This is a genomic window from Streptomyces sp. Je 1-332, assembly GCF_040730185.1.
In the GTDB taxonomy this organism is placed as follows: Bacteria; Actinomycetota; Actinomycetes; order Streptomycetales; family Streptomycetaceae; genus Streptomyces.
Genome location: NZ_CP160402.1, coordinates 4,888,594 through 4,909,343, shown reverse-complemented (window position 1 = coordinate 4,909,343; position 20,750 = coordinate 4,888,594). Strand labels below are relative to the sequence as shown.

Here is a 20,750-nt window from a genome sequence, read left to right as displayed (position 1 = left end):
AACCTCTTCCCTTACTTCGCGGCCGCGAGCTCGGCGGCCTTGTCGGCCGCGCCGTCCATGGTGTCCACGCGCTGCACGAGCGGGTGGTTGGCGTCGCTCAGGATCTTGCGACCCAGCTCCGCGTTGTTGCCGTCGAGGCGCACGACCAGGGGCTTGGTAACTTCCTCGCCCTTGGACTTGAGCAGCTCGAGCGCCTGGACGATGCCGTTGGCGACCTCGTCACAGGCGGTGATGCCACCGAAGACGTTGACGAAGACGGACTTGACGTCCGGGTCGCCGAGGATGATCTCCAGGCCGTTCGCCATGACCTCGGCCGAAGCGCCGCCGCCGATGTCGAGGAAGTTGGCCGGCTTGACGTTGTCGTGCGCCTCACCGGCGTACGCGACGACGTCCAGGGTGCTCATGACGAGACCCGCGCCGTTGCCGATGATGCCGACCTCGCCGTCGAGCTTCACGTAGTTGAGGTTCTTGGCCTTGGCGGCAGCCTCGAGCGGGTTGGCTGCGTCCTTGTCCTCGAGCGCCTCGTGGTCGGCCTGGCGGAAGTCGGCGTTCTCGTCGAGCGAGACCTTGCCGTCCAGGGCCAGGATGCGGCCGTCCTTGGTCTTGACGAGGGGGTTGACCTCGACGAGGAGCGCGTCCTCGGCGACGAAGGTGTCCCACAGGGTCACCATGGCCTCGGCGACACCCTCGGCCACCTCGGCCGGGAACTTCGCCTGGGCCACGATCTCGCGGGCCTTCTCGATGTTCACGCCCTCGACGGCGTTGACCGGGACCTTCGCGAGGGCCTCGGGGGTCTTCTCCGCGACCTCCTCGATGTCCATGCCGCCCTGCACCGACGCCATGGCGAGGAAGGTGCGGTTGGTGCGGTCGAGGAGGTACGAGACGTAGTACTCCGCCTCGATCTCCGGGGACAGCTCGGCGATCATCACCTTGTGGACCGTGTGGCCCTTGATGTCCATCCCGAGAATGTCCGTCGCGCGAGCGACGGCCTCGTCCGGGGTGTCGGCCAGCTTCACGCCGCCGGCCTTGCCGCGGCCACCGACCTTCACCTGTGCCTTGACGACCGACTTGCCGCCCAGCTTCTCGGTGGCCTCGCGCGCCGCCTCAGGCGTGTCGATGACTTCACCGGCCAGCACCGGTACACCGTGCTTGGCGAAGAGGTCCCTCGCCTGGTACTCGAACAGGTCCACGCGCGTCCGTCCCTTTTCCGTGATCTCGCTGCGATCTCGCTGCTTTGTGGTCAGCTGTCTGCGTGGGCGTGCCGCGGAGGGCAACGTGACTGCGCTGTCACAAGGGAGGCGTAGGACGGAGTCCGGTACGCGGCATGTCCGTCTCGCAGGTTATCGCCGTGGGCCTTGGGTCCCTAAATCGCAGATCACATTTGGGCGGTGATGACTGTCACAGATCGCGGAAGCGGGGGGGGGCTGGCTGGGAGCGGAGCAGAGGGGGTGCGGGAGAAGGGAGCAGCATCCGCGCCGCCGCGCGGATGCCGCTCCCGCTCCGGCTCCCCCTCCGGCTCCCGTTCTTAGAGGGCGTGCGCCGTGGGCAGGTAGCTCGGGGTGACCGAGTCGGCCACGCCGTGGACGCCCGTGACGGCGTTCCCGGCGAGCGACTGGGCGTCGGGAGCGACGGTGCCCGTCAGGTCCTGCGCGAAGGGCGAGACCTGGCCGACGACACCACCGGCGAACGGCTGGACGTCGCCCGTGACTCCGTACGCGAGCTCGCCCGCGCTGCCTCCTACGCCCTGCACGACGGGTCGCACCTGGTCGGCGACGGTCTGCACGAGCGGCCGGGCGGGACCGGAGCGATGAGCGGCACGCTGACCGATATACGGGCGCGACGCGAATCTCCGGGAGGCGAGCGGGAGGTATGCGGGGGCGAGCGGCAGGTTTGCGCGAGGTATGCGGGAGATAAAGCCCGCCGATCCTCGCACGGGCCGCCCACCTTCGCGCAAGCCCCCTGTTACCGATGCGTATTCATGTCCGGTATGGGCAGTGGGCGCTTCTCGATCGCCGCTGCCATCACCTCCGGGAAGAGATCCGGGGTGCAGGCGAAGGCGGGCGCGTCCAGGGCCGAGAGCGCCGCCGCGTGTTCGCGGTCGTACGCGGGTGTCCCCTCGTCGGAGAGCGCGAGCAGCGTCACGAACTGCACACCGGACGCCTTCATCGCCGCGACCCGCTTCAGCATCTCGTTGCGAATACCTCCTTCGTAGAGGTCGCTGATGAGGACGACGATGGTGTCGGCGGGACGGGTGATCTGCGACTGGCAGTACGCGAGCGCCCGGTTGATGTCGGTCCCGCCCCCCAACTGCGTGCCGAACAGGACGTCCACCGGATCGTCGAGCTGATCGGTCAGGTCGACGACATTCGTGTCGAAGACGACGAGCCGCGTGTTGAGCGACCGCATCGAACCGAGCACGGCACCGAACACCGAGGCGTAGACGACGGACGCGGCCATCGAGCCCGACTGGTCGATGCAGAGGATGACCTCTTTCTTCACGGACTGCGAAGCCCGCCCGTACCCGATGAGGCGCTCGGGCACGATCGTCTTGTACTCCGGCAGGTAGTTCTTGAGGTTGGCCGCGACGGTGCGGTTCCAGTCGATGTCGTGGTGGCGCGGCCGGCTGACGCGGGCGCTGCGGTCGAGCGCGCCGGTGAGGGTGGCGCGGGTACGCGTGGCGAGCCGCTTCTCCAGGTCCTCGACGACCTTGCGTACGACGGCCCGCGCGGTCTCCTTCGTGGTCTCCGGCATGGCCTTGTTGAGGGAGAGAAGGGCCCCCACCAGATGGACGTCGGCCTCCACGGCCTCCAGCATCTCGGGCTCCAGGAGCAGCGTGGACAGCCCCAGCCGGTCGATGGCGTCACGCTGCATGACCTGAACAACGGAGGAGGGGAAGTACGTCCGAATGTCCCCGAGCCAGCGCGCCACGGACGGCGCGGACGCCCCGAGCCCCGCCGAACGGTCCCGCCCCCGGTCCTTCTCCCCCGCACCCCCGCCCCCATAGAGCGCACCAAGCGCCCCATCCATCGCCGCATCCCGCCCCCCGAGCTCACACCCGGTCCCATCGGCGGAACCCCCGCCCAACACAAGCCGCCACCGCCGCATCCGCTCCTGCACAGGATCCGTCACCAGCCCACTCCCCTCTCCCGAACCCACGCCCCGATCAACCCCCACTGCCACGCCCTGCGCCATCAACCCACCCCCACAACCCCGCCCCCATCTCCGACCCCGCCCCATACGCCACCCCCGAGCTAGGCACCGCCCCGAAACCGGGCCCTACCCCCGCGCCAGGCGCCACCCCGAAATCGGGCCCTACCCCCGCGCCAGGCGCCACCCCCGAGCCACGCACTGCTCCCGGCCCCGCCTCCGCCCCTGGGCGGGGCCCAGTCCCGCAGCCACGTGCAGCCTCTGGTCCAGCCTCCGCCCCAGAACCACGCACAACCCCGGCCCCAGCCACCACCCCGTCGCCGGACACATCCCGGGGATCCACGGCCCCGGGATCCGCCCCAGCCCCCAGCAGCAGACTCAGCACCGGCAGGACCGCGTCTGCGCGCACGGTGTTCAAGGTCGGTCCGAAGCCAGGTATCCCGGTGGCCTTGGTCGGGGACGCGTCGCCCTTCGTCGGGCCGCGCCGTACCAGCTCGCCCAGTGTGCGCCGCACTCCTGGTTCGTATGCCGAGAAGGTGCGCCGCAGGAGAGGCAGGACGTCGGTGAAGGCGCGGTCGGGGACGCCGGTCAGCCAGTCGTCGACCAGGCCGAGCAGCCGCTCGTCGTGGACGAGCAGCATGCCGCCCCCTGACCCGCCGCCCACGAACCCCTCGATCCAGGCGGCGGCTTCAGCGGGTTCTGTCCCCCGTGACAGGGCGAGCCCCATGAACCGGGCGGCCTCGCCATCGGCCAACTCCCCGCCGTCCATCAAGATCCGCACGCACCGCCCCCGCACCACCCCCGCGACGCTGTCCCGCCCCCCCAACACCCTCAGCACGCGGTACCACCGCCCCCGCACGCCGGCCCCCGGTGGAGACGGCCGCGGACCGGACGCCGCCGCATCCGCCGGCCCAGCGCCCAACTCCCCCAGCAGGCCCACCGCCTGGTGAACCGCGTCCACATGACCCCGCATCTCGAGCGCCGCGTCCTGGTCGAGCCCCGCGCACGCGGGCGGCAGCCCGACGAACACCCGCTCGGCCAGCCCCACGGCCACCTCGCCGAGCGCGGCCGTGTCCGTGCCCCGCACATCCCCGTACCGGAGCGACCGCACCAACGCGGGCAGCGCCTGCGCCAGATGCCCGACGTCCGCGTCCAGCGCCGCCCGGTCCGCGAGGACCCGCATCACCACAGGCAGCGCATCCGGCAGTTCGGCCAGCAGACACCGCTCGGCCAGCGCGGTGACATCGGCCAGCGCCCCGGCCCCGACGGCGGCGGACTCCGCCCGAGCGGTGGCCGCCGCCAGGACGGTCGTCCCCCACACCCCCGCCTCGGCCACCCGCACGGAAAGCTCCGGCTCCCACCGCAGCCGCCAGGTCTCCCGGAACGTACCCGTACTCCCCCGCGACTCGACCGGCTCGCCCCAGCCGATCCCGAGCAGCCGGAGGCGGTGCAACAGCCTGCTGCGCGCCGCATCCGTGTCCTTGCGCAGATCCAGCTCCAACTCCCGCTCCAGAGCCTCCGGTTTGAGCCGTAGCTTCCGCTGGAGGCGTGTGAGATCGCGCTGCAACGGCACCGCCGGTGCGGAGTCAGGCACCTCCCCGAGGACATCCCCGACGACGAGCTTGTCGTGCACGAGGGAGAGCGGCACGTCCGAGCCCTCGCACATCACCGCCCGGATCGCATCCGCCGTCTCGGTGAGCCCCGGCAGCGGACGCCCCCGCATCGCGGCGAGCGTGTCCGCGAGGCGCACCGCCTCGATGACATGCGCGGACGACACAAGCCTGTCCTCGTCCCGAAGGAGTCGAGCGACCTTGGTCAGCCATCGCTCGACGGGCCGGTCGGGCGCGCTGAACAGATGCCCGTACCAACCGGGCGACGCGATCCCCGCGCCGTACCCACTGGCCCGCGAGAGGCGGCGGTGCGTCCAGGGCACCCAGGTCATGTCGACCTTCACCTTCGGCAGCCCTTTGAGCAGCGCGCGGTCGGCCGCGACCGTCACCTTCTGCCGCAGCGCGGGCACATGCCATGCCCCGCACACGACAGCGACGTCGTCCGCGCCGAACTCCCGTTGCGCCGCCCGCACCTGGACGCGCATGTACGCCTCACGCACCAGGTCACGGTCGTGCCCGCCCGTCCCGTACTCCTCGCGCAGCGCCCCCATCGCCTCGCCCAGCGCGTCGAACGGCGCGAAGGCGTCCCCGCTCGCCCCCCGGTGTTCGACCACGTCCTCCCACCACCGCTCCGGATCGTCGTACCCGGCGGTCTCGGCAAGCACCGCGAGCGGGTCGATCCGCACCGCATCCACGTCCGCGTCCACCCCCGCATTCGCATCCGCGTCCGCGTCCGCACCCGCGTCGTCCGGAGTTCCGGACTCGCCCGGCGCCCCCTCCGCGGAGTCCTCAGGCCCCTCGGGCACCTCCGCCCGCGCCAGCGAATGCGCCGCCGGAAGATCCACGAAACGCACCGGGACCCCCGCCTCCGCGGCCCACTTGATCGCGACCCACTCCGGCGAGAACTCGGCCATCGGCCAGAACGCCGATCGCCCGGGCTCATCCACCACGTGCGCCAACAGCGCGACCGGCGGCCGCATCCCCTCCTCCGCCGCGAGCCCCACCAACGCGTCGGCCTCCGGCGGCCCCTCGATCAGCAACACACGCGGCGCGCCCCGCTCAAGCGCCGCTCGCACCGCACGCGCCGACCCCGGTCCGTGATGCCTCACCCCGAGCAGCAAAGGCCCCTCGCCAGCCCGAGTCGTCCCCCGCGCCTCGCCGTTCATGCCCGCCCCTCCCCGTCTCCCGCGAACAAACCACCGTCACATCACCCACACCTACAACCGCACCCACACCCACACCCACACCCGCGCCCACACCCGTCACGCACTCACCTCACGGCACGCGCGGTAGAAGTCCTTCCAACCGTCACGCTCCCGAACCACCGCCTCCAGGTACTCCTGCCAGATCACCCGGTCCGCCGCCGGGTCGCGTACGACCGCGCCGAGGATCCCCGCCGCGACATCGCCCGGCCGCAGCACGCCGTCCCCGAAGTGCGCGGCCAGCGCGAGCCCGTTGGTCACGACGGATATCGCCTCGGCCGTCGAGAGCGTGCCGCTCGGCGACTTCACCTTCGTACGCCCGTCGGCCGTGACTCCGTCCCGCAGCTCGCGGAAGACGGTGACGACGCGGCGTATCTCGTCGATCCCCTCGGGCCCGGACGGCAGATCGAGCGAGCGCCCGATCTGGTCCACGCGCCGCGAGACGATGTCGACCTCGGCGTCGGCGCTCTCCGGCAGCGGAAGGATCACTGTGTTGAAGCGGCGGCGCAGCGCGCTCGACAGGTCGTTGACCCCGCGGTCGCGGTTGTTGGCCGTGGCGATGAGGTTGAAGCCGCGTACGGCCTGCACTTCCTGGCCCAACTCCGGTATGGGAAGGGTCTTTTCCGACAGGATCGTGATCAGCGTGTCCTGTACGTCCGCGGGAATGCGGGTCAGCTCCTCGACCCGCGCCGTCATGCCTTCGGACATGGCCCGCATGACGGGGCTCGGCACGAGCGCGTCGCGGCTGGGGCCGTGCGCGAGCAGCTGCGCGTAGTTCCATCCGTACCGGATCGCCTCCTCCGGCGTTCCGGCCGTGCCCTGCACGAGCAGTGTCGAGTCGCCGCTGACCGCGGCCGCCAGATGCTCGGACACCCACGTCTTCGCGGTGCCGGGCACGCCGAGCAGAAGCAGGGCACGGTCGGTGGCGAGGGTGGTGACGGCCACCTCGACGATGCGGCGCGGCCCCACGTACTTCGGCGAGATCACCGTTCCGTCGGGCAGCGTGCCGCCGAGCAGATACGTCGCGACCGCCCATGGCGAGAGCCGCCAGCGGGCAGGCCGGGGCCGGTCGTCCTGTGCGACGAGCGCGGCCAGCTCGGCGGCGAAGGCATGCTCGGCGTGCGGCCGAAGCGCCTCCGTCTCCCCCGCGGGCGCGGTGGACACGGACGCGAGCGGGTTCTCGGTCGATGAGGTTGTCGAGGTCGTTGAGTTCGTCGAGCCGACGGACACGGTCATGGAGCGATCCCCCTCCAACTCGTCCGGACGCATCTGGCCCGGATGTGATTCCAACCGTGCACCACGCCACTGACAATCGACCCTCGCACGCCGCTGACCTGCACAGACATGGCGCCCGGGGTCGATTGTCAGTGGCGGGATCTACCTTCGATGACATGACTCAGCAGGGGGTGCGCTGGACGGCGGATCAGGTGCTGGCCTTGGCTCCTGACGCGCCATCACGCAAGGCGGGAAGCAAACTCGGCGTCGCCGGCCCATGGTCGGAGGCGGGCAGTTCGGGCGAGGGGACGGTGTGGGGACTGTGCAAGGGGAGCGGGAGCAGGCCGTATCAGACGGTCGTCGACATCGCGGACATCGCCGGCGCCGCGGGTCCGGCGTACAAGTGCAGTTGTCCGAGCCGCAAATTCCCGTGCAAGCACGCGCTCGGGCTGCTGCTGCTCTGGGCGGGCGAGGACGGGACGGTCGCCGTCGCGACGGACGCGCAACCTCCGGGGTGGGCGGAGGAATGGCTGGCGGGGCGCCGTAAGAGAGCAGAGACGAAGCGGACTTCGGACGCGGCGCCGGGTTCGCCGGTCGCTGATCCCGAGGCCGCGCGGCGCAGGGCGGAGCGGCGGGCCGAGCGGGTCACGGCTGGGGTGAGGGAGCTTGAGCAGCGCCTCTCCGATCTACTGCGAGGAGGCATAGCGGCCGCCGAGCAGACGGGGTACGGGCTGTGGGAGGAGACAGCGGCCCGCATGGTCGACGCCCAGGCGCCCGGCCTCGCCTCGCGCGTACGGGAGTTGGGTGCCATTCCCTCCTCCGGGCCCGGCTGGCCCGTGCGGATGCTGGAGGAGTGCGCGCTCCTTCATCTTCTCGGCCAGGGCTGGCTGCACCGCGAGCGACTGCCGGAGGCCCTGGCCGCCACGGTCCGCTCCCGCATAGGCCTGCCCGCGCCGACGGAGGGCCCGTCGGTGCGGGACCGCTGGCTGGTCCTCGCGCAGTACGACTCGGCGGACAGCAAGCTCACCACCCGCCGGATCTGGCTGTACGGCGCGGAGTCCGGGCGGACGGCCCTTCTCCTCTCCTACGGAGCCGCGGGCCGCGCACCGTCACTCGCACTGCCGGTGGGCCTCGCGCTGGACGCCGAACTGACCTCGTACCCAGGAGCAGGGCAGTTGCGGGCCGACCTGGGCGAGCAATTCGGAGCTCCCGCGCCGACAGCCATCCGGCCGCCGGGCGCACGAACGGAACAGGCCGCGCACCGCTACGGAGAGGCGCTTCGGGACGACCCATGGCTGGACGCCTGGCCGGTGACGCTGAGCGAAGTCATACCGACTCCGCTCCCGGGGCCCTCATCCGACAGCTGGCAACTGGTGGACGTGGAAGGCGACATGGCGCTGCCCATCACCCCCTCCGCCGCGTCCCGGGCGGGCCTGTGGCGGCTGGTGGCACTCTCCGGAGGCGCTCCGGTGACGGTCTTCGGCGAATGCGGCCACGAGGGCTTCACCCCTCTTACGGCCTGGCCGCGCGGCGCGGGAGAGGCGGTGACCCTGTGCTGACCACCACGGGGCGCGCCGGCCGGCGCGGCGCCAGGGGTCGCCGAGACCTGAGGGGCCGTGGGGCCTGGAAGACCCGTGGGGGTTGGGGGTTGAGGTGCCTGAGGTGCTGAGGGTTCTGAGGAGGCCTAAGGGGCCTGAAGTGCTTGAGGGGCCTGAGGTGTCTACGGGCTCTGCACGACCAGAGGTGCAGCTGTGCCCGAGGGGCCGCAGTGGTCTGAGGTGCCTCAGGTGTCTACGGTTCCTGCGAGACCTGCATTGCCTGAGGGCCTGAGGTGTCTACGGGCTCTGCAAGACCTGCGGGATCTGCAAGACCTGCGGGATCTGCAAGACCTGCGGGATCTGAAAAGCCAGCAAGGCCGTAGTGCCAGGGAGAAACCGGAGAGAACCGGAGCTGCCCATCCGCCGGAGCCACCCATCCGCCGGAGCTACCCGTCCGGGAGAGGAGCCCACATGACCGGCAACACCACACCCACACCACACACAACACCACACACGACACCCGCCAAGGCGACCGCTCGCGCCGAAGCGACCGCCGCCCCCTGGGAGGACCTGGACACCCCCTGGGAGGACCTGGTCACCGCCGCGCTCCTCGGCACCGACCGCCGCACTCCCCCCGTACGCACCCAAGGCAAGAACGCACCGACCGCCCTCCTGGACGCGGCCGCGGTGCAGACCGTGCGGCGCAGAGCCGGGCTGTCCCCCGCGCAAGCGGCCGCACCTCCTGAGCCAGCGGCGGACGATCCCAGGCCCGTGGTGCCGCCTGCGGCACGGCGCAGGCTCGCCACGCTGCTCACCGATCACCCCGGAGCGGGCAGCGGTGGCCGCCGGGGCGCGGTGCCCGACCTTATGGAACTGCTGCCCCAGTGGCTGGCGTTGGCCAACGACCGCGGCTTCGCGGCGCCACCGGAGCTGCTCCCCGCTCTCCTGAACGCGGCCCGCGGGCGCACGGATCTCAGGCCGCAGGCCCTCACCTTCGCAGGCCCGCGGGCACTGTGGCTGGCCCGGCTCAACCCGGACTGGAAGTTCGCTCTCCGCTCCGCTCCGGGCGGCGGGGCGGCTTTGCCGGCCCCGGAAGAGACCGCACAGGTCCAGCAGCTCTGGGAGGAGGGTCTCTTCGCCGAGCGCGTCGCCCTGCTCGGCGCGGTGCGGTCCCATGACCCGGACGCAGCCCGGGAGTTGCTCGCTTCCACCTGGAGTACGGAGCGAGCGGAGGACCGCCTGATGTTCCTCGACTCCCTGCGCACCCACCTGCGTGACGCCGACGAGCCGTTCCTGGAGCAGGCCCTCGCCGACCGCAGCCGTAACGTCCGCGCCACGGCGGCCGAGCTCCTTTCCGCGCTCCCCTCGTCCGCCCTGGCCGCGCGGATGGCGGACCGTGCAGCGTCCTGCGTGGCCATCGATCACGCGCAGGGCACGAAGAGCATGCCGACGCTCACCGTCGAGGCGCCGCACGAGTGCGACGCGGGCATGGAGCGCGACGGCGTCACCCCGAAGCCGCCGACGGGGCGAGGCGAACGCTCCTGGTGGTTGGGCCAGTTGGTGGAGGCCGCTCCGCTCGGCACCTGGTCGGAGCGGCTCGGCGGCCGTAACCCCGCCGAGATCGTGGCGCTTCCCGTGGCCGACGACTGGCGGAGCGAGCTGCACGCCGCGTGGTGCCGCGCGGCCGTGCGGCAGCGCGACGCGGTCTGGTCCCAGGCGCTGCTCGGCGTCCCCTCGTCCCCCGACGCTGCGGGGCCCGGCGCGGCATCGCTCGCCGAGCGCGCGAAGCTCCTCGCAGCGCTGCCTGGCGGGGAGCGGGCCGACTGGGTCGCGGGGTTCATCGCGACGCACGGCCTCTCGGAGGCGTTCCAACTGCTCGGCGTGTGCGAGCTGCCCTGGTCGGAGCCGCTGGGCCGGGCGGTGGTGGACGCGTTGAACATCGCACGGGACGCCGGGAGTTACCCCTGGAGCTTCAGCGGAGTGATGGGCCTCGCGGAGCGCTGCCTGGACCCGGCGGAAGCGGTCCGTCTGGACGCACTGACGGCGATACCGGACGAGCCGGAGGACGCGTCCCCCGGAGCCGGCGGCTACTGGTCGGAGGCTTTCCAGCGCCTGGTCAGTACGTTGCGTCTACGCGCGGCAATGCGAGCGGAACTTGGCGCGCTCCCAGAGTCCGAGGCGCCGCCATCCTAGAGCCCCCGAGAAAGACGCGAAGGCAGCCGGCCACCACCCCCACCACAACGCAAAGCCGACAACCCGCCCCCACCCTCAAGCGAGGAAAGCCGGACGAACCGGCCGCAGCACAGCCCGCGCCAGCCACGGCCCACCGAACGACAACCACAGCACCGAGGGCGTCAAACAACCCGGCGGACGCCAGCCACGCCCCGCGGCAACGACACCCCTGCCGGCGTCAGCCACACCCCGGCGTGCGGCAACCACGCCCCGGCGGACGCCACCCACAGCCCGGCAGACATTAACCACCGCCCGGTAGCCGTCAGGCGCCCGCCGGCTGGCGGACGTTTGCCCGGACCCAGTCCACGATCGAGGCCGTCGTCGCACCGGGGGTGAAGATCTCCGCGACACCCTTCTCCTTGAGCGGCGCGATGTCCGCCTCGGGGATGATGCCGCCGCCAAAGACCTTGATGTCCTCCGCGTCACGCTCCTTGAGGAGCTCGATCACGCGCGCGAAGAGCGTGTTGTGCGCGCCGGAGAGGATGGACAGACCGATCGCGTCGGCGTCCTCCTGGATCGCGGTGTCGACCACCTGCTCGGGCGTCTGATGCAGGCCGGTGTAGATGACCTCCATACCCGCGTCACGCAGTGCCCGCGCGATCACCTTGGCTCCGCGATCATGACCGTCGAGACCCGGCTTGGCCACCACCACGCGGATCGGACCGGCTGCCACACCCATCACTGCCTCCATGTACCGATATCCATCGTCCGAGCACTGGCACCCCGTGCCGCACCGGCCGAGGAAGTGAACGAACGTTATCTCCAGCATCTCGCACCGGGCAGTTTCACGGTGGAGAGCGAGGGGGAAATCACACGATGGGACACGTTCGCTGCGCGCCGCTCCCGTATTCGGCGGCATTTGGACCGCTCCGGGAGGGCGCAAGGGGAGCCGCAACGAGGTCGCCGTGCCGCCACGCCGTCAGCCGCACGCCGTGGTGACGCGGCGCATCGGCGATCGCGCCGGCATGCGGGACGCCACCGGCGCCGACGGAGCACCGTCGTACGACCTCCGGCACGCCTCCCCGCTACGGGCACACGGGGGACAGAGCCGTCCTCCCGCGTGCCGACCGGGAGGTCGACCATGACCATCACGAGGGTCCTGCCCTTTCGCCCGCCCCGCCTCCAGCTGCCCGCCAGACTGGCGGGGCTCTCCATGGCTCTGCTGAAGGCGACCGCACTCGAGGTGGCGATCCTTGCCGGACACCTCCTCCTCTACCCCTCGGGCATCGCCCAGGAACGCCGGCTCATCGCCGAACCGGCGTCTCCCGACGCCCCTCGCCTCCCCGCGGAGAGCAGGCCACCGGTCGTACTCCTGCACGGCTTCATCGACAACCGTTCGGTCTTCGTCCTCCTGCGCCGCTCCCTGGCGCAGCACGGCGGCCAGCACGTGGAGTCCCTCAACTACTCCCCTCTCACCTGCGACATCCGCACCGCCGCCGAGCTGCTCGGCCGCCACATAGAGGAGATCTGCGAGCGCACGGGCCACGACCGGGTGGACATCGTCGGGCACAGCCTCGGCGGCCTGATAGCCCGTTACTACGCGCAGCGCCTCGGCGGCGACGAGCGCGTCCGCACGCTAGTCACGCTCGGCACTCCGCACGGGGGCACGCGGGTGGTGCCGCTGGCCGACGCGCATCCGATCGTGCGCCAGATGCGCCCCGGCTCGGACCTGATCGAGGAACTGCGCGAACCCGCTCCGGACTGCCGGACCCGTTTCGTGAGCTTCTGGAGCGATCTGGACCAGCTGATGGCCCCACTCGAGACAGCCTGCGTCAACCACCCCGACCTGAACGCACAGAACGTACGTGTCTCCGGTATCGGTCATCTCGCCCTGCCCGTGCACCCCGCGGTCGCCTCCGGCATCCGCCAAGCCCTCGATCCGCCCGCTCCGGGGACTCTCGCGACGGGCGCTGAAAGCGGACTGACCGTGGCCTGAGGAGCAGGTTTTCGCACCCCGCAGCGAAGCCAATTCGTCGAACGGAGCTCGAACGCAGGGCCAAAGCTGTGCCCGCAGTCCGCCGAAAGACGGCCGAATGCCCCTTTCCTGAGAGCGCGAAACCTGCCGAAGATTGTCGCGCCCGCATACCGCCGGGTACAGTCGCCGCACTGCTCCGCCCCTGCTGCCGAGGCGAAAGAGAAGTTGGTGAACGACCGTCACCCGTCGGGGAGCTCGACACCCCCGGCCTCGGCACCTGCCGACTATGCGCCCTACGCGGCGTATGACCTGCAGAGCACCGAGCACGGCGCCTACGCCGGGTACGACGGCTACGCCACAGGAAGCCTGGACTCCACAGGCAGCTACGCGACGGCCGGTCCGGACACCGGAAGCTTCGCGTCCGACCCCCTCTTCGGTGACATGCCCGGCAGTTCGTATGACACCGGCCAGTGGTCCACCACAGGGACGCAGCAAACGCTGAACTACGACCCGTACGCCGCGCAGCACCAAGCCGCGTACGAAACCAGTGGTTACGAGACCGGCAGCTACGACACCGGTGCCATGTGGACGACCGGCGGTTATCAGCACGTCTCCGCCGACATCCCCGCACAGCCCGGCGGCCCCGAAGCCACGAGCCAGTGGGACGCCACCGCCTGGAACCAGCCGCAGCAGACCGGCCAGTGGGAGACCCAGGCCTTCGACACCGGCGCGTACGACGCGACCGCGTGGAACTCCAGCGGCCAGGACATGACGTACGGGTCCACAGGGACGCACGAGACGCTCGTGACGAACGATCCCCTCGGGACGTACGAAGATCAGGACACGCCCGGAGCAGCCGACCCGTACGAGGCCGACCCGTACGAACTTTCGCCCTACGACACCGGGGCTTATGCGGTCGATCCGTACCTCTCCGAGTCTCACTCCCCCGAGGCCTACGCCCAACCGGCCGCCGCCGAACACGAGTTCACCCCCGACGAGGCGCCCGCCGATTCGCTCGGCCCGGTCGAGCCGATCCGCCGGGGCGCCGCAGGTGACGGCGAGCCGCCGGTCATGGACCGTCCGCACGGCTCCCGCTCGCGGGCCCGCCGCCGCTCCCCCGCCAAGCGCTCCGCGCTCTTCACCGTCGCCGTGCCCTCCGCCTGCGTGATGGGCGTCGCGGGTATCGCCGCCGCTTCCGTGGGCGACTTCGGCGGCGGTGACGAGAAGGAGGCGCAGGCGGCATCGGCCCCCGACCCCGCGTCGGTTCAGCCCTCGGCCGCCAACAACAAGCTCGACACGCAGCTGGCGAACCTCTCCGCGGACGCCGGTGACTTCGCCGACCGCGCGAGCCGCACGCAGGAGCGCATCGACCTCAAGGCGGAGAAGGCGGCCGCCGAGAAGAAGGCCGCCGAGGAAGCCGCGCGCAAGGAGCGCCTGCGTCCCAAGTTCTCGCTGCCGGTGAAGCAGCACGGCCTGAGCGCGTACTACGGCCAGGCGGGCATCAACTGGATGTCCGCGCACTCCGGCATCGACTTCCCGGTGTCGTACGGCACCGAGGTGCTCGCCGCCACCGACGGCACGGTCTCCACGAAGTGGAACAGCGCCTACGGCAACATGGCGATCGTGACCGCCAAGGACGGCACGGAGACGTGGTACTGCCACCTCTCCACGCACAAGGTCTCCAGCGGCCCCGTCAAGGCGGGCGACCCCATCGCCTTCTCCGGCAACTCCGGCAACTCCACGGGACCGCACCTGCACTTCGAGGTGCGCCCCGGCGGCGGCTCGGCGATCGACCCGCTGCCGTGGCTCCGCAGCCACGGCCTCGACCCGACGTAACTCCGGCCGCCGCCCGCGAGGTTGGGCGTTACAGCGCGTCAGGCGTCACAGCTTCTCCACCGGTGCGTACCGCAGCAGCAGACGCTTCGGCTTCGGATCTCCGAAGTCCACCGTCGCCTCGGCGTTGGCGCCCGTCCCCTTCACCCCGACCACGGTCCCGAGGCCGAACTGGTCGTGCGTGACCCGGTCCCCCACCGCCAGCGCGACCACCGGCTTCTCCGAGGTACGGCGCGTGGCGAAGCCCTGCGCGCCCCCGGTGCGCGAGCGCGACGACGACAAGGAGGAGGCAATCGAGGCCGCGGGCCCGGAGGACGCCGGTGCGCCGACGGAACCCTTCCGCTTCCAGTCCAGGTGCACCTCCGGGATCTCCTCCAGGAAGCGCGAGGGCGGGTTGTACGAGGGCTGTCCCCAGGCGCTGCGCATCGAGGACCGCGTCAGATAGAGCCGCTCACGCGCGCGCGTGATGCCCACATACGCGAGGCGGCGCTCCTCCTCCAGCTCCTTGACCTGGCCGAGGGCACGCATGTGCGGGAAGACGCCGTCCTCCATGCCGGTCAGGAAGACCACCGGGAACTCGAGGCCCTTGGCGGTGTGCAGCGTCATCAGCGTGATGACTCCGGAGCCGTCGTCCTCCTCGTCCGGGATCTGGTCCGAGTCGGCGACGAGCGCGACCCGCTCCAGGAACTCGGAGAGCGTGCCCGACACGCCTGTGGCCGCGGCCTCTTCGCCCTCGGCCTCCCCTTCGCCTTCGCCTCCTGCAGTTGCTTCGCCGCTGTCCTGCTCGAACTCCAGCGCCACGGCGGCCAGTTCCTGGAGGTTCTCGATGCGCGTCTCGTCCTGCGGGTCGGTCGAGGCCTGCAACTCGGCGAGATACCCGGTGCGTTCGAGCACGGCCTCCAAGACCACGGCGGGGCCCGCGCCGGACTCGACGATGGTCCGCAGCTCCTCCATCAGCACGTTGAACCGCTTGACGGCGTTGGCCGAGCGGGCCGCCATCCCGTACGCCTCGTCGACGCGCTTCAGCGCCTGCGGGAAGGAGATCTTCTCGCGCTGCGAGAGCGCGTCGATCATCGCCTCCGCGCGGTCGCCGATGCCCCTCTTGGGCACGTTCAGAATGCGGCGCAGCGGGACGGAGTCCTCCGGGTTGGCGAGCACCCGCAGATACGCGAGGACGTCCCGGACCTCCTTGCGCTCGTAGAAGCGCACGCCGCCGACGACCTTGTAGGGCAGGCCGACGCGGATGAAGATCTCTTCGAAGACACGGGACTGCGCGTTCGTCCGGTAGAAGATCGCGACGTCGCCCGCCTTCGCGTCGCCCGCGTCGGTGAGCCGGTCGATCTCGTCGGCGACGAACTGCGCCTCGTCGTGCTCGGTGTCGGCGACGTAGCCCGTGATGCCCGCGCCCGCGCCCGCGTTGGTCCACAGGTTCTTGGGGCGGCGGCTTTCGTTGCGCTCGATGACGGCGTTGGCCGCGGTCAGGATCGTCTGTGTGGAGCGGTAGTTCTGCTCCAGGAGGATCGTCGTCGCGTTCGGGTAGTCCTCCTCGAACTGGAGGATGTTGCGGATCGTCGCGCCGCGGAAGGCGTAGATCGACTGGTCCGCGTCACCCACGACACACAGCTCGGCGGGGTCGTCTCCCTCGCCTCCGGAGGGGCCGACCAGCTCGCGCACCAGGGCGTACTGGGCGTGGTTGGTGTCCTGGTACTCGTCGACCATCACGTGGCGGAAGCGGCGGCGGTAGTGCTCGGCGACGTCCGGGAACGCGCGGAACATGTGGACCGTCGTCATGATCAGGTCGTCGAAGTCGAGGGCGTTGGCCTCGCGCAGCCGCGACTGGTACATCGCGTACGCCTGGGCGAGCGTCTTCTCGAAGCCGTCGGTGGCCTGGCCGGCGAAGGACTCCTCGTCGATCAGCTCGTTCTTCAGGTTCGAGATCTTGGCGCTGAAGGACTTCGGCGGGAACTTCTTCGGGTCGATGTCCAGGTCGCGGCAGACCAGCGCCATCAGCCGCTTGGAGTCCGCGGCGTCGTAGATCGAGAAGGACGAGGTGAAGCCGAGCTTCTTCGACTCGCGGCGCAGGATGCGGACGCACGCGCTGTGGAACGTCGACACCCACATCGCGTTGGCCCGCGGCCCGACGAGCTGCTCGACGCGCTCCTTCATCTCGCCCGCGGCCTTGTTCGTGAACGTGATCGCCAGGATCTGCCCCGGGTGCACGTGCCGCTCGGCCAGGAGATACGCGATGCGGTGCGTCAGGACCCGGGTCTTGCCGGAGCCGGCGCCCGCGACGATGAGCAGCGGGGAGTCCGCGTGCACGACGGCCGCGCGCTGGTTCTCGTTCAGCCCGTCGAGCAGGGCAGCCGGGTCGATCACGGGGCGGGGGGCGCCGCCGCGGTAGTGCGCGTCCCGGGGCACGGGCGCGTCGAACTTCCCGTCGAACAGATCATGCGGAACGGATTCCGGCGCACTGTCCTCGGGCGGCGGCGGGGGCTCCCCCTCCGAGGCCCGCGAGGGCTGGAGGTCCGCCAGGAAGCTGTCATCAAAGAGGCTGCTCATCGCCTCCCGAGTCTAGGCGGCCCCACTGACAACCCGCCCCGGGTTCCGGTCACGTCGCTCCGCTTACGCCCCGCTCGCGGACGGTAACTCTCCGCTTCGGCGCGACGTGCCCGCGTCAAGAGCTTCGTAAAGTAACGAAAACGTATCGGGCATATCGAACATCAACCTTCACACGGGCCACACGAGTTGGCTAGCGTGCTCCGCGGGCTGCTCGTACTCCCACCGGCGAACCCCGCCGGGAACGGGCGGCCTCCGCCGAGTTCGATCTCCTCGGAGCCGGGGACCCACGATGAACTTGGGGTGAATCGGTCCCGTACGAAGTACGGGACTGTAGGGCAACCTTCCGGAACCACCCGCCCGAACCCGACAGCTAACCCGGTAGGCGGTCTACGGAAGGAGTCGCCTCCCTTGGCGTCGCACCGCAAGCCGCGGACCCGCATTGCCGGCCTACGCACCGCCCCCGCCCTCGGCATAACGACGGCGGCCCTCACCTCCGTGGCCCTCCTGTCGCAGAGCGCGCAGGCGGCACCGTCCGCGCCCGGGAAGCCCAGTCTCGAAGAGGTCCAGAAGAAGGTCGACGACCTCTACCAGCAGGCGGGCGTGGCCACCCAGAAGTACAACTCGGTCAAGGAGCGCACCGACAAGCAGCGCAAGAAGGTCGACACCCTTCTCGACGATGTGGCCCAGCGCACCGACAAGCTGAACGAGGCCCGCCAGGAGCTGGGCACGTTCGCCGCGGCCCAGTACCGCACCGGCGGGGTCTCCGAGACCGCCACGATGATGCTCGCCGACGACCCGCAGGACTACTTCGCCCAGAACCACCTGTCGGACCGGCTGACCGCGCGCCAGAAGAAGGCGGTCGACGACTACCAGACGCAGCAGGCCTCGGCGACGAAGCAGCGCACGAAGGCCACCAAGAGCCTGGAAACGCTGAGCGACTCGCGGGACGAGCTCAGGACGAGCAAGAAGACCGTCCAGAAGAAGCTGGGCCAGGCGCGCACGCTGCTCTCGGAGCTGACGGCCGAGGAGAAGGCGCGGCTCGCGGCGATCGAGAAGAAGAAGGAAGAAGAGGCCAAGCGCAAGGCCGCCGAGCTCGCGCGCAAGCAGGAGGCCGAGGCGGAGGCCAAGCGCAAGGCGGCGGAAGAGGCCGCGGCCAAGGAGCGCGAGAAGAACAAGGAGACCCCCGACTCGGGCTCCGGTTCGGACACGGGCTCGGGCGCCGGATCGGGCTCCGGCGCCGGTGCCGGCTCCGGCGACACGGACAGCGGTTACGCGACGAAGGCCGCGAAGGTGATCAACTTCGCCGAGGCCCAGATCGGCAAGCCGTACGTGTGGGGCGCCACAGGCCCCGACTCCTACGACTGCTCCGGGCTCACCCAGGACGCGTGGAAGGCCGCGGGGATCTCCCTGCCGCGTACGACGTGGGACCAGGTGAAGGTCGGCACGACCGTGAAGACCGCCGACGCCAAGCCGGGCGACCTGGTCTTCTTCTACGACGACATCAGCCACGTAGGGATCTACATCGGCGACGGCAAGATGATCCACGCCCCGAAGCCGGGCGCGAACGTCCGCGTCGAGTCGATCTACTACATGCCGATCCACAGCGTGGTCCGCCCCGCGTAACCCTCACACCCTCGCTCCCCGCGTAACCGTCACACCCTCACGAGAAACGGCCCTCCACGCGCGCGTGGAGGGCCGTTTCTCGTGAGGGTGGCGTCAGGTCCACAGGACCGCGATGAAGATGTTCACGACGGTCAGCAGCCCGACGGCGCCGAACATCCCCTTGTCCACCTTCTCCTCGTCGCGCTTCACGTAGACCAGCGCGAGGATCACGATCAGGACGGCCATCTTGATGCCGATCTTGACGTTGTTGACGGGGTTGCCGTCCGCCTGGTTCAGGCCCACCAGGATCACGCCCGTGACGAGCATCGTGAGCGCGCCGTGCAGCATCGCGGGGCTGAAGCGGGCCGTGCCTTGGCCCATCTGCTTCATCTGGGTGAGGAAGCCGCCCAGGAGGGAGGCGATGCCGATGATGTGCAGGCCGACGAAGAGATGGGTGAGAACGTCCATGGTTGCGGAGCCTAGCCGGGGCCTTACCACCGCCTCGTAGCCAGGTGGGTCCCGAGCACCGCATCGGTCACACGCCGACGCGAAGGGTGCCGGCCCGGTGGTCCGCGCGGTCACGCATGGCCACTGGGCAGAGCACTTCCGTCAGTTGCGCACAATCCGTCACCAACCCGTGACGGTCAGGTTTAGCGTCCTTCGTCAGGTGACCGGCTCCCCACCGCCGTCCGGACCAGGGGCGGCAGTCGGCCACCACCGCCGAGAATCCGGCGGCGGCCCGCTCTCCTGTGCGGGCCGCCGCCGGAACCGTAAGGAGCCCTCTTTCGTGGCAGCGCACCGCAAGCCGAGACAGCGCTCGCTCAGTGGCCATACGGCCCGCACCGCCGCCACCATCGCCCTCGCCGGGGCCGCCACGGCCACCGCCTTCGACGGCACGGGACACGCGGACCCGCGGCTCGGCCCGGCCGAGGTGAAAGCCAAGGTCGACGCGCTCTACCGCGAGGCCGAGATCGCCACCGAGAAGTACAACGGCGCCAAGGAGAAGGCCGAGAACGCCGAGAAGTCCCTGGGCGAGCTGCGTGACGAGGCGGCCCGCAAGACGGAGAAGCTCAACTCGGCGCGGAAGGGGATCGGTTCGATCGCCACCGCGCAGTACCGCAGCGGCGGCATCGACCCGGCCGTCCAGCTCGCGCTCTCCTCCGACCCCGACCAGTACCTCGAACGCAGCGCGCTCGCCGACCGGGCCGACAGCCGCCAGGCCGCGACCGTCGCCGACGTACAGAAGCAGCTCCAGGAGATCGACCAGCTGCGCACCGAGGCCGACGGCACCCTCGCGCGTCTCAAGTCCCGCCAGGCGGAGCTGAGCAAGCACAAGAAGACGGTCAACGGAAAGTTCGACAAGGCCAAACGGCTCCTGGCGCAGCTCACCGACGACCAGCGGGCGGAGTTCGCGGGCGGGGACCGGGCATCGCGCACCGCGGACCGTGACGGCACTGCGGGCACTCCGGGCGCCCCGGCCAAGGCCCCCAACTCCCGTGCCTCAGCGGCCGTATCGTACGCCTACAAGGCCCTCGGCAGCCCCTACGTGTGGGGAGCCACCGGACCCAACGCCTTCGACTGCTCGGGGCTCACCCAGGCCGCCTACCGCTCGGCGGGGGTAGGTCTGCCGCGCACGACCTACGCACAGATCGCCGCGGGCGAACGCGTCCCGCGCTCCCAACTCCAGCCGGGCGACCTGGTCTTCTTCTACCAGGGCATCAGCCATGTGGGTCTGTACGTGGGCAACGGCCAGATGATCCACGCCCCGAACCCGAGCGCGCCGGTGCGCCTCGCACCGATCAGCCAGATGCCGTTCGCGGGGGCGACGCGGGTGGCATGAGGGGGGTCGCGGGGGCAACTCGGGTGGCATGAGGGGGCTGCGGGCCTGCGGGTACTG

The 20,750-nt window shown here is 70.6% G+C and carries 14 protein-coding genes and 1 riboswitch; of the genes, 6 read left to right on the top strand and 8 right to left on the bottom strand.

Translation table 11 applies throughout. The annotated features are described in order from the left end of the window. Positions 1–11: 11 nt before the first annotated feature. The 5 genes from sucC to ABXJ52_RS22340 all read right to left on the bottom strand — a co-directional run bounded on the left by sucC (position 12) and on the right by ABXJ52_RS22340 (position 7,195). Positions 12–1,190 carry an ADP-forming succinate--CoA ligase subunit beta gene (gene sucC, locus ABXJ52_RS22360; RefSeq protein WP_367044396.1) on the bottom strand — a complete coding sequence of 393 codons (1,179 nt, stop codon included), beginning with the start codon at positions 1,188–1,190 and terminating at the stop codon, positions 12–14. Between the two features lie 335 nt (positions 1,191–1,525). Then, on the bottom strand, positions 1,526–1,750 hold the full coding sequence (locus tag ABXJ52_RS22355; protein WP_367044395.1) for a hypothetical protein: 225 nt from the start codon (positions 1,748–1,750) through the stop codon (positions 1,526–1,528). A 212-nt stretch (positions 1,751–1,962) separates the two neighbouring features. Then, positions 1,963–3,105 (bottom strand): VWA domain-containing protein, encoded by a 1,143-nt coding sequence (locus ABXJ52_RS22350; protein WP_367049183.1) that lies wholly within the window; start codon positions 3,103–3,105, stop codon positions 1,963–1,965. 58 nt (positions 3,106–3,163) lie between these two features. Then, positions 3,164–5,923: a DUF5682 family protein gene (locus ABXJ52_RS22345; protein WP_367044394.1), complete on the bottom strand. Its 2,760-nt coding sequence runs from the start codon at positions 5,921–5,923 to the stop codon at positions 3,164–3,166. A gap of 96 nt (positions 5,924–6,019) precedes the next feature. Then, positions 6,020–7,195, bottom strand: a complete 1,176-nt coding sequence (locus ABXJ52_RS22340; RefSeq protein ID WP_367044393.1) for an AAA family ATPase — start codon at positions 7,193–7,195, stop codon at positions 6,020–6,022. Between the two features lie 155 nt (positions 7,196–7,350). On the opposite strand from ABXJ52_RS22340, the gene ABXJ52_RS22335 reads away from it, so the two are divergent. Together ABXJ52_RS22335 and ABXJ52_RS22330 are read left to right on the top strand one after the other, a co-directional pair. After that, on the top strand, positions 7,351–8,733 hold the full coding sequence (locus ABXJ52_RS22335) for an SWIM zinc finger family protein (protein ID WP_367044392.1): 1,383 nt from the start codon (positions 7,351–7,353) through the stop codon (positions 8,731–8,733). Positions 8,734–9,183: 450 nt separating this feature from the next. Next, on the top strand, positions 9,184–10,905 hold the full coding sequence (locus ABXJ52_RS22330; RefSeq protein ID WP_367044391.1) for a DUF5691 domain-containing protein: 1,722 nt from the start codon (positions 9,184–9,186) through the stop codon (positions 10,903–10,905). 301 nt (positions 10,906–11,206) lie between these two features. Here ABXJ52_RS22330 and ABXJ52_RS22325 read toward each other — a convergent pair whose 3' ends face one another. Continuing rightward, positions 11,207–11,623: a cobalamin B12-binding domain-containing protein gene (locus ABXJ52_RS22325; RefSeq protein WP_160506729.1), complete on the bottom strand. Its 417-nt coding sequence runs from the start codon at positions 11,621–11,623 to the stop codon at positions 11,207–11,209. Between the two features lie 402 nt (positions 11,624–12,025). On the opposite strand from ABXJ52_RS22325, the gene ABXJ52_RS22320 reads away from it, so the two are divergent. Together ABXJ52_RS22320 and ABXJ52_RS22315 are read left to right on the top strand one after the other, a co-directional pair. Then, a complete protein-coding gene (locus ABXJ52_RS22320) occupies positions 12,026–12,880 on the top strand; it encodes an alpha/beta fold hydrolase (RefSeq protein ID WP_367044390.1) in 855 nt (284 codons plus the stop codon). Positions 12,881–13,087: 207 nt separating this feature from the next. Beyond that, positions 13,088–14,695 (top strand): peptidoglycan DD-metalloendopeptidase family protein, encoded by a 1,608-nt coding sequence (locus tag ABXJ52_RS22315; RefSeq protein ID WP_367044389.1) that lies wholly within the window; start codon positions 13,088–13,090, stop codon positions 14,693–14,695. 45 nt (positions 14,696–14,740) lie between these two features. Here the strand turns inward: ABXJ52_RS22315 and pcrA are convergent, their stop codons facing one another. Beyond that, complete coding sequence (pcrA, locus tag ABXJ52_RS22310) at positions 14,741–17,251, bottom strand: DNA helicase PcrA (protein ID WP_367044388.1); 2,511 nt, start codon at positions 17,249–17,251, stop codon at positions 14,741–14,743. A 243-nt stretch (positions 17,252–17,494) separates the two neighbouring features. Beyond that, a riboswitch (cyclic di-AMP (ydaO/yuaA leader) is annotated at positions 17,495–17,652 on the top strand. A gap of 7 nt (positions 17,653–17,659) precedes the next feature. Between pcrA and ABXJ52_RS22305 the strand changes: the two genes are divergently transcribed. After that, positions 17,660–18,874, top strand: coding sequence for an NlpC/P60 family protein (locus ABXJ52_RS22305; protein ID WP_367044387.1), 1,215 nt, complete (start codon positions 17,660–17,662; stop codon positions 18,872–18,874). Positions 18,875–18,967: 93 nt separating this feature from the next. Here the strand turns inward: ABXJ52_RS22305 and ABXJ52_RS22300 are convergent, their stop codons facing one another. Beyond that, positions 18,968–19,321 (bottom strand): hypothetical protein, encoded by a 354-nt coding sequence (locus ABXJ52_RS22300; RefSeq protein WP_367044386.1) that lies wholly within the window; start codon positions 19,319–19,321, stop codon positions 18,968–18,970. A gap of 319 nt (positions 19,322–19,640) precedes the next feature. Here ABXJ52_RS22300 and ABXJ52_RS22295 point away from each other — a divergent pair, with 319 nt between their 5' ends. Next, positions 19,641–20,693 (top strand): NlpC/P60 family protein, encoded by a 1,053-nt coding sequence (locus ABXJ52_RS22295; RefSeq protein WP_367044385.1) that lies wholly within the window; start codon positions 19,641–19,643, stop codon positions 20,691–20,693. Positions 20,694–20,750: the final 57 nt, after the last annotated feature.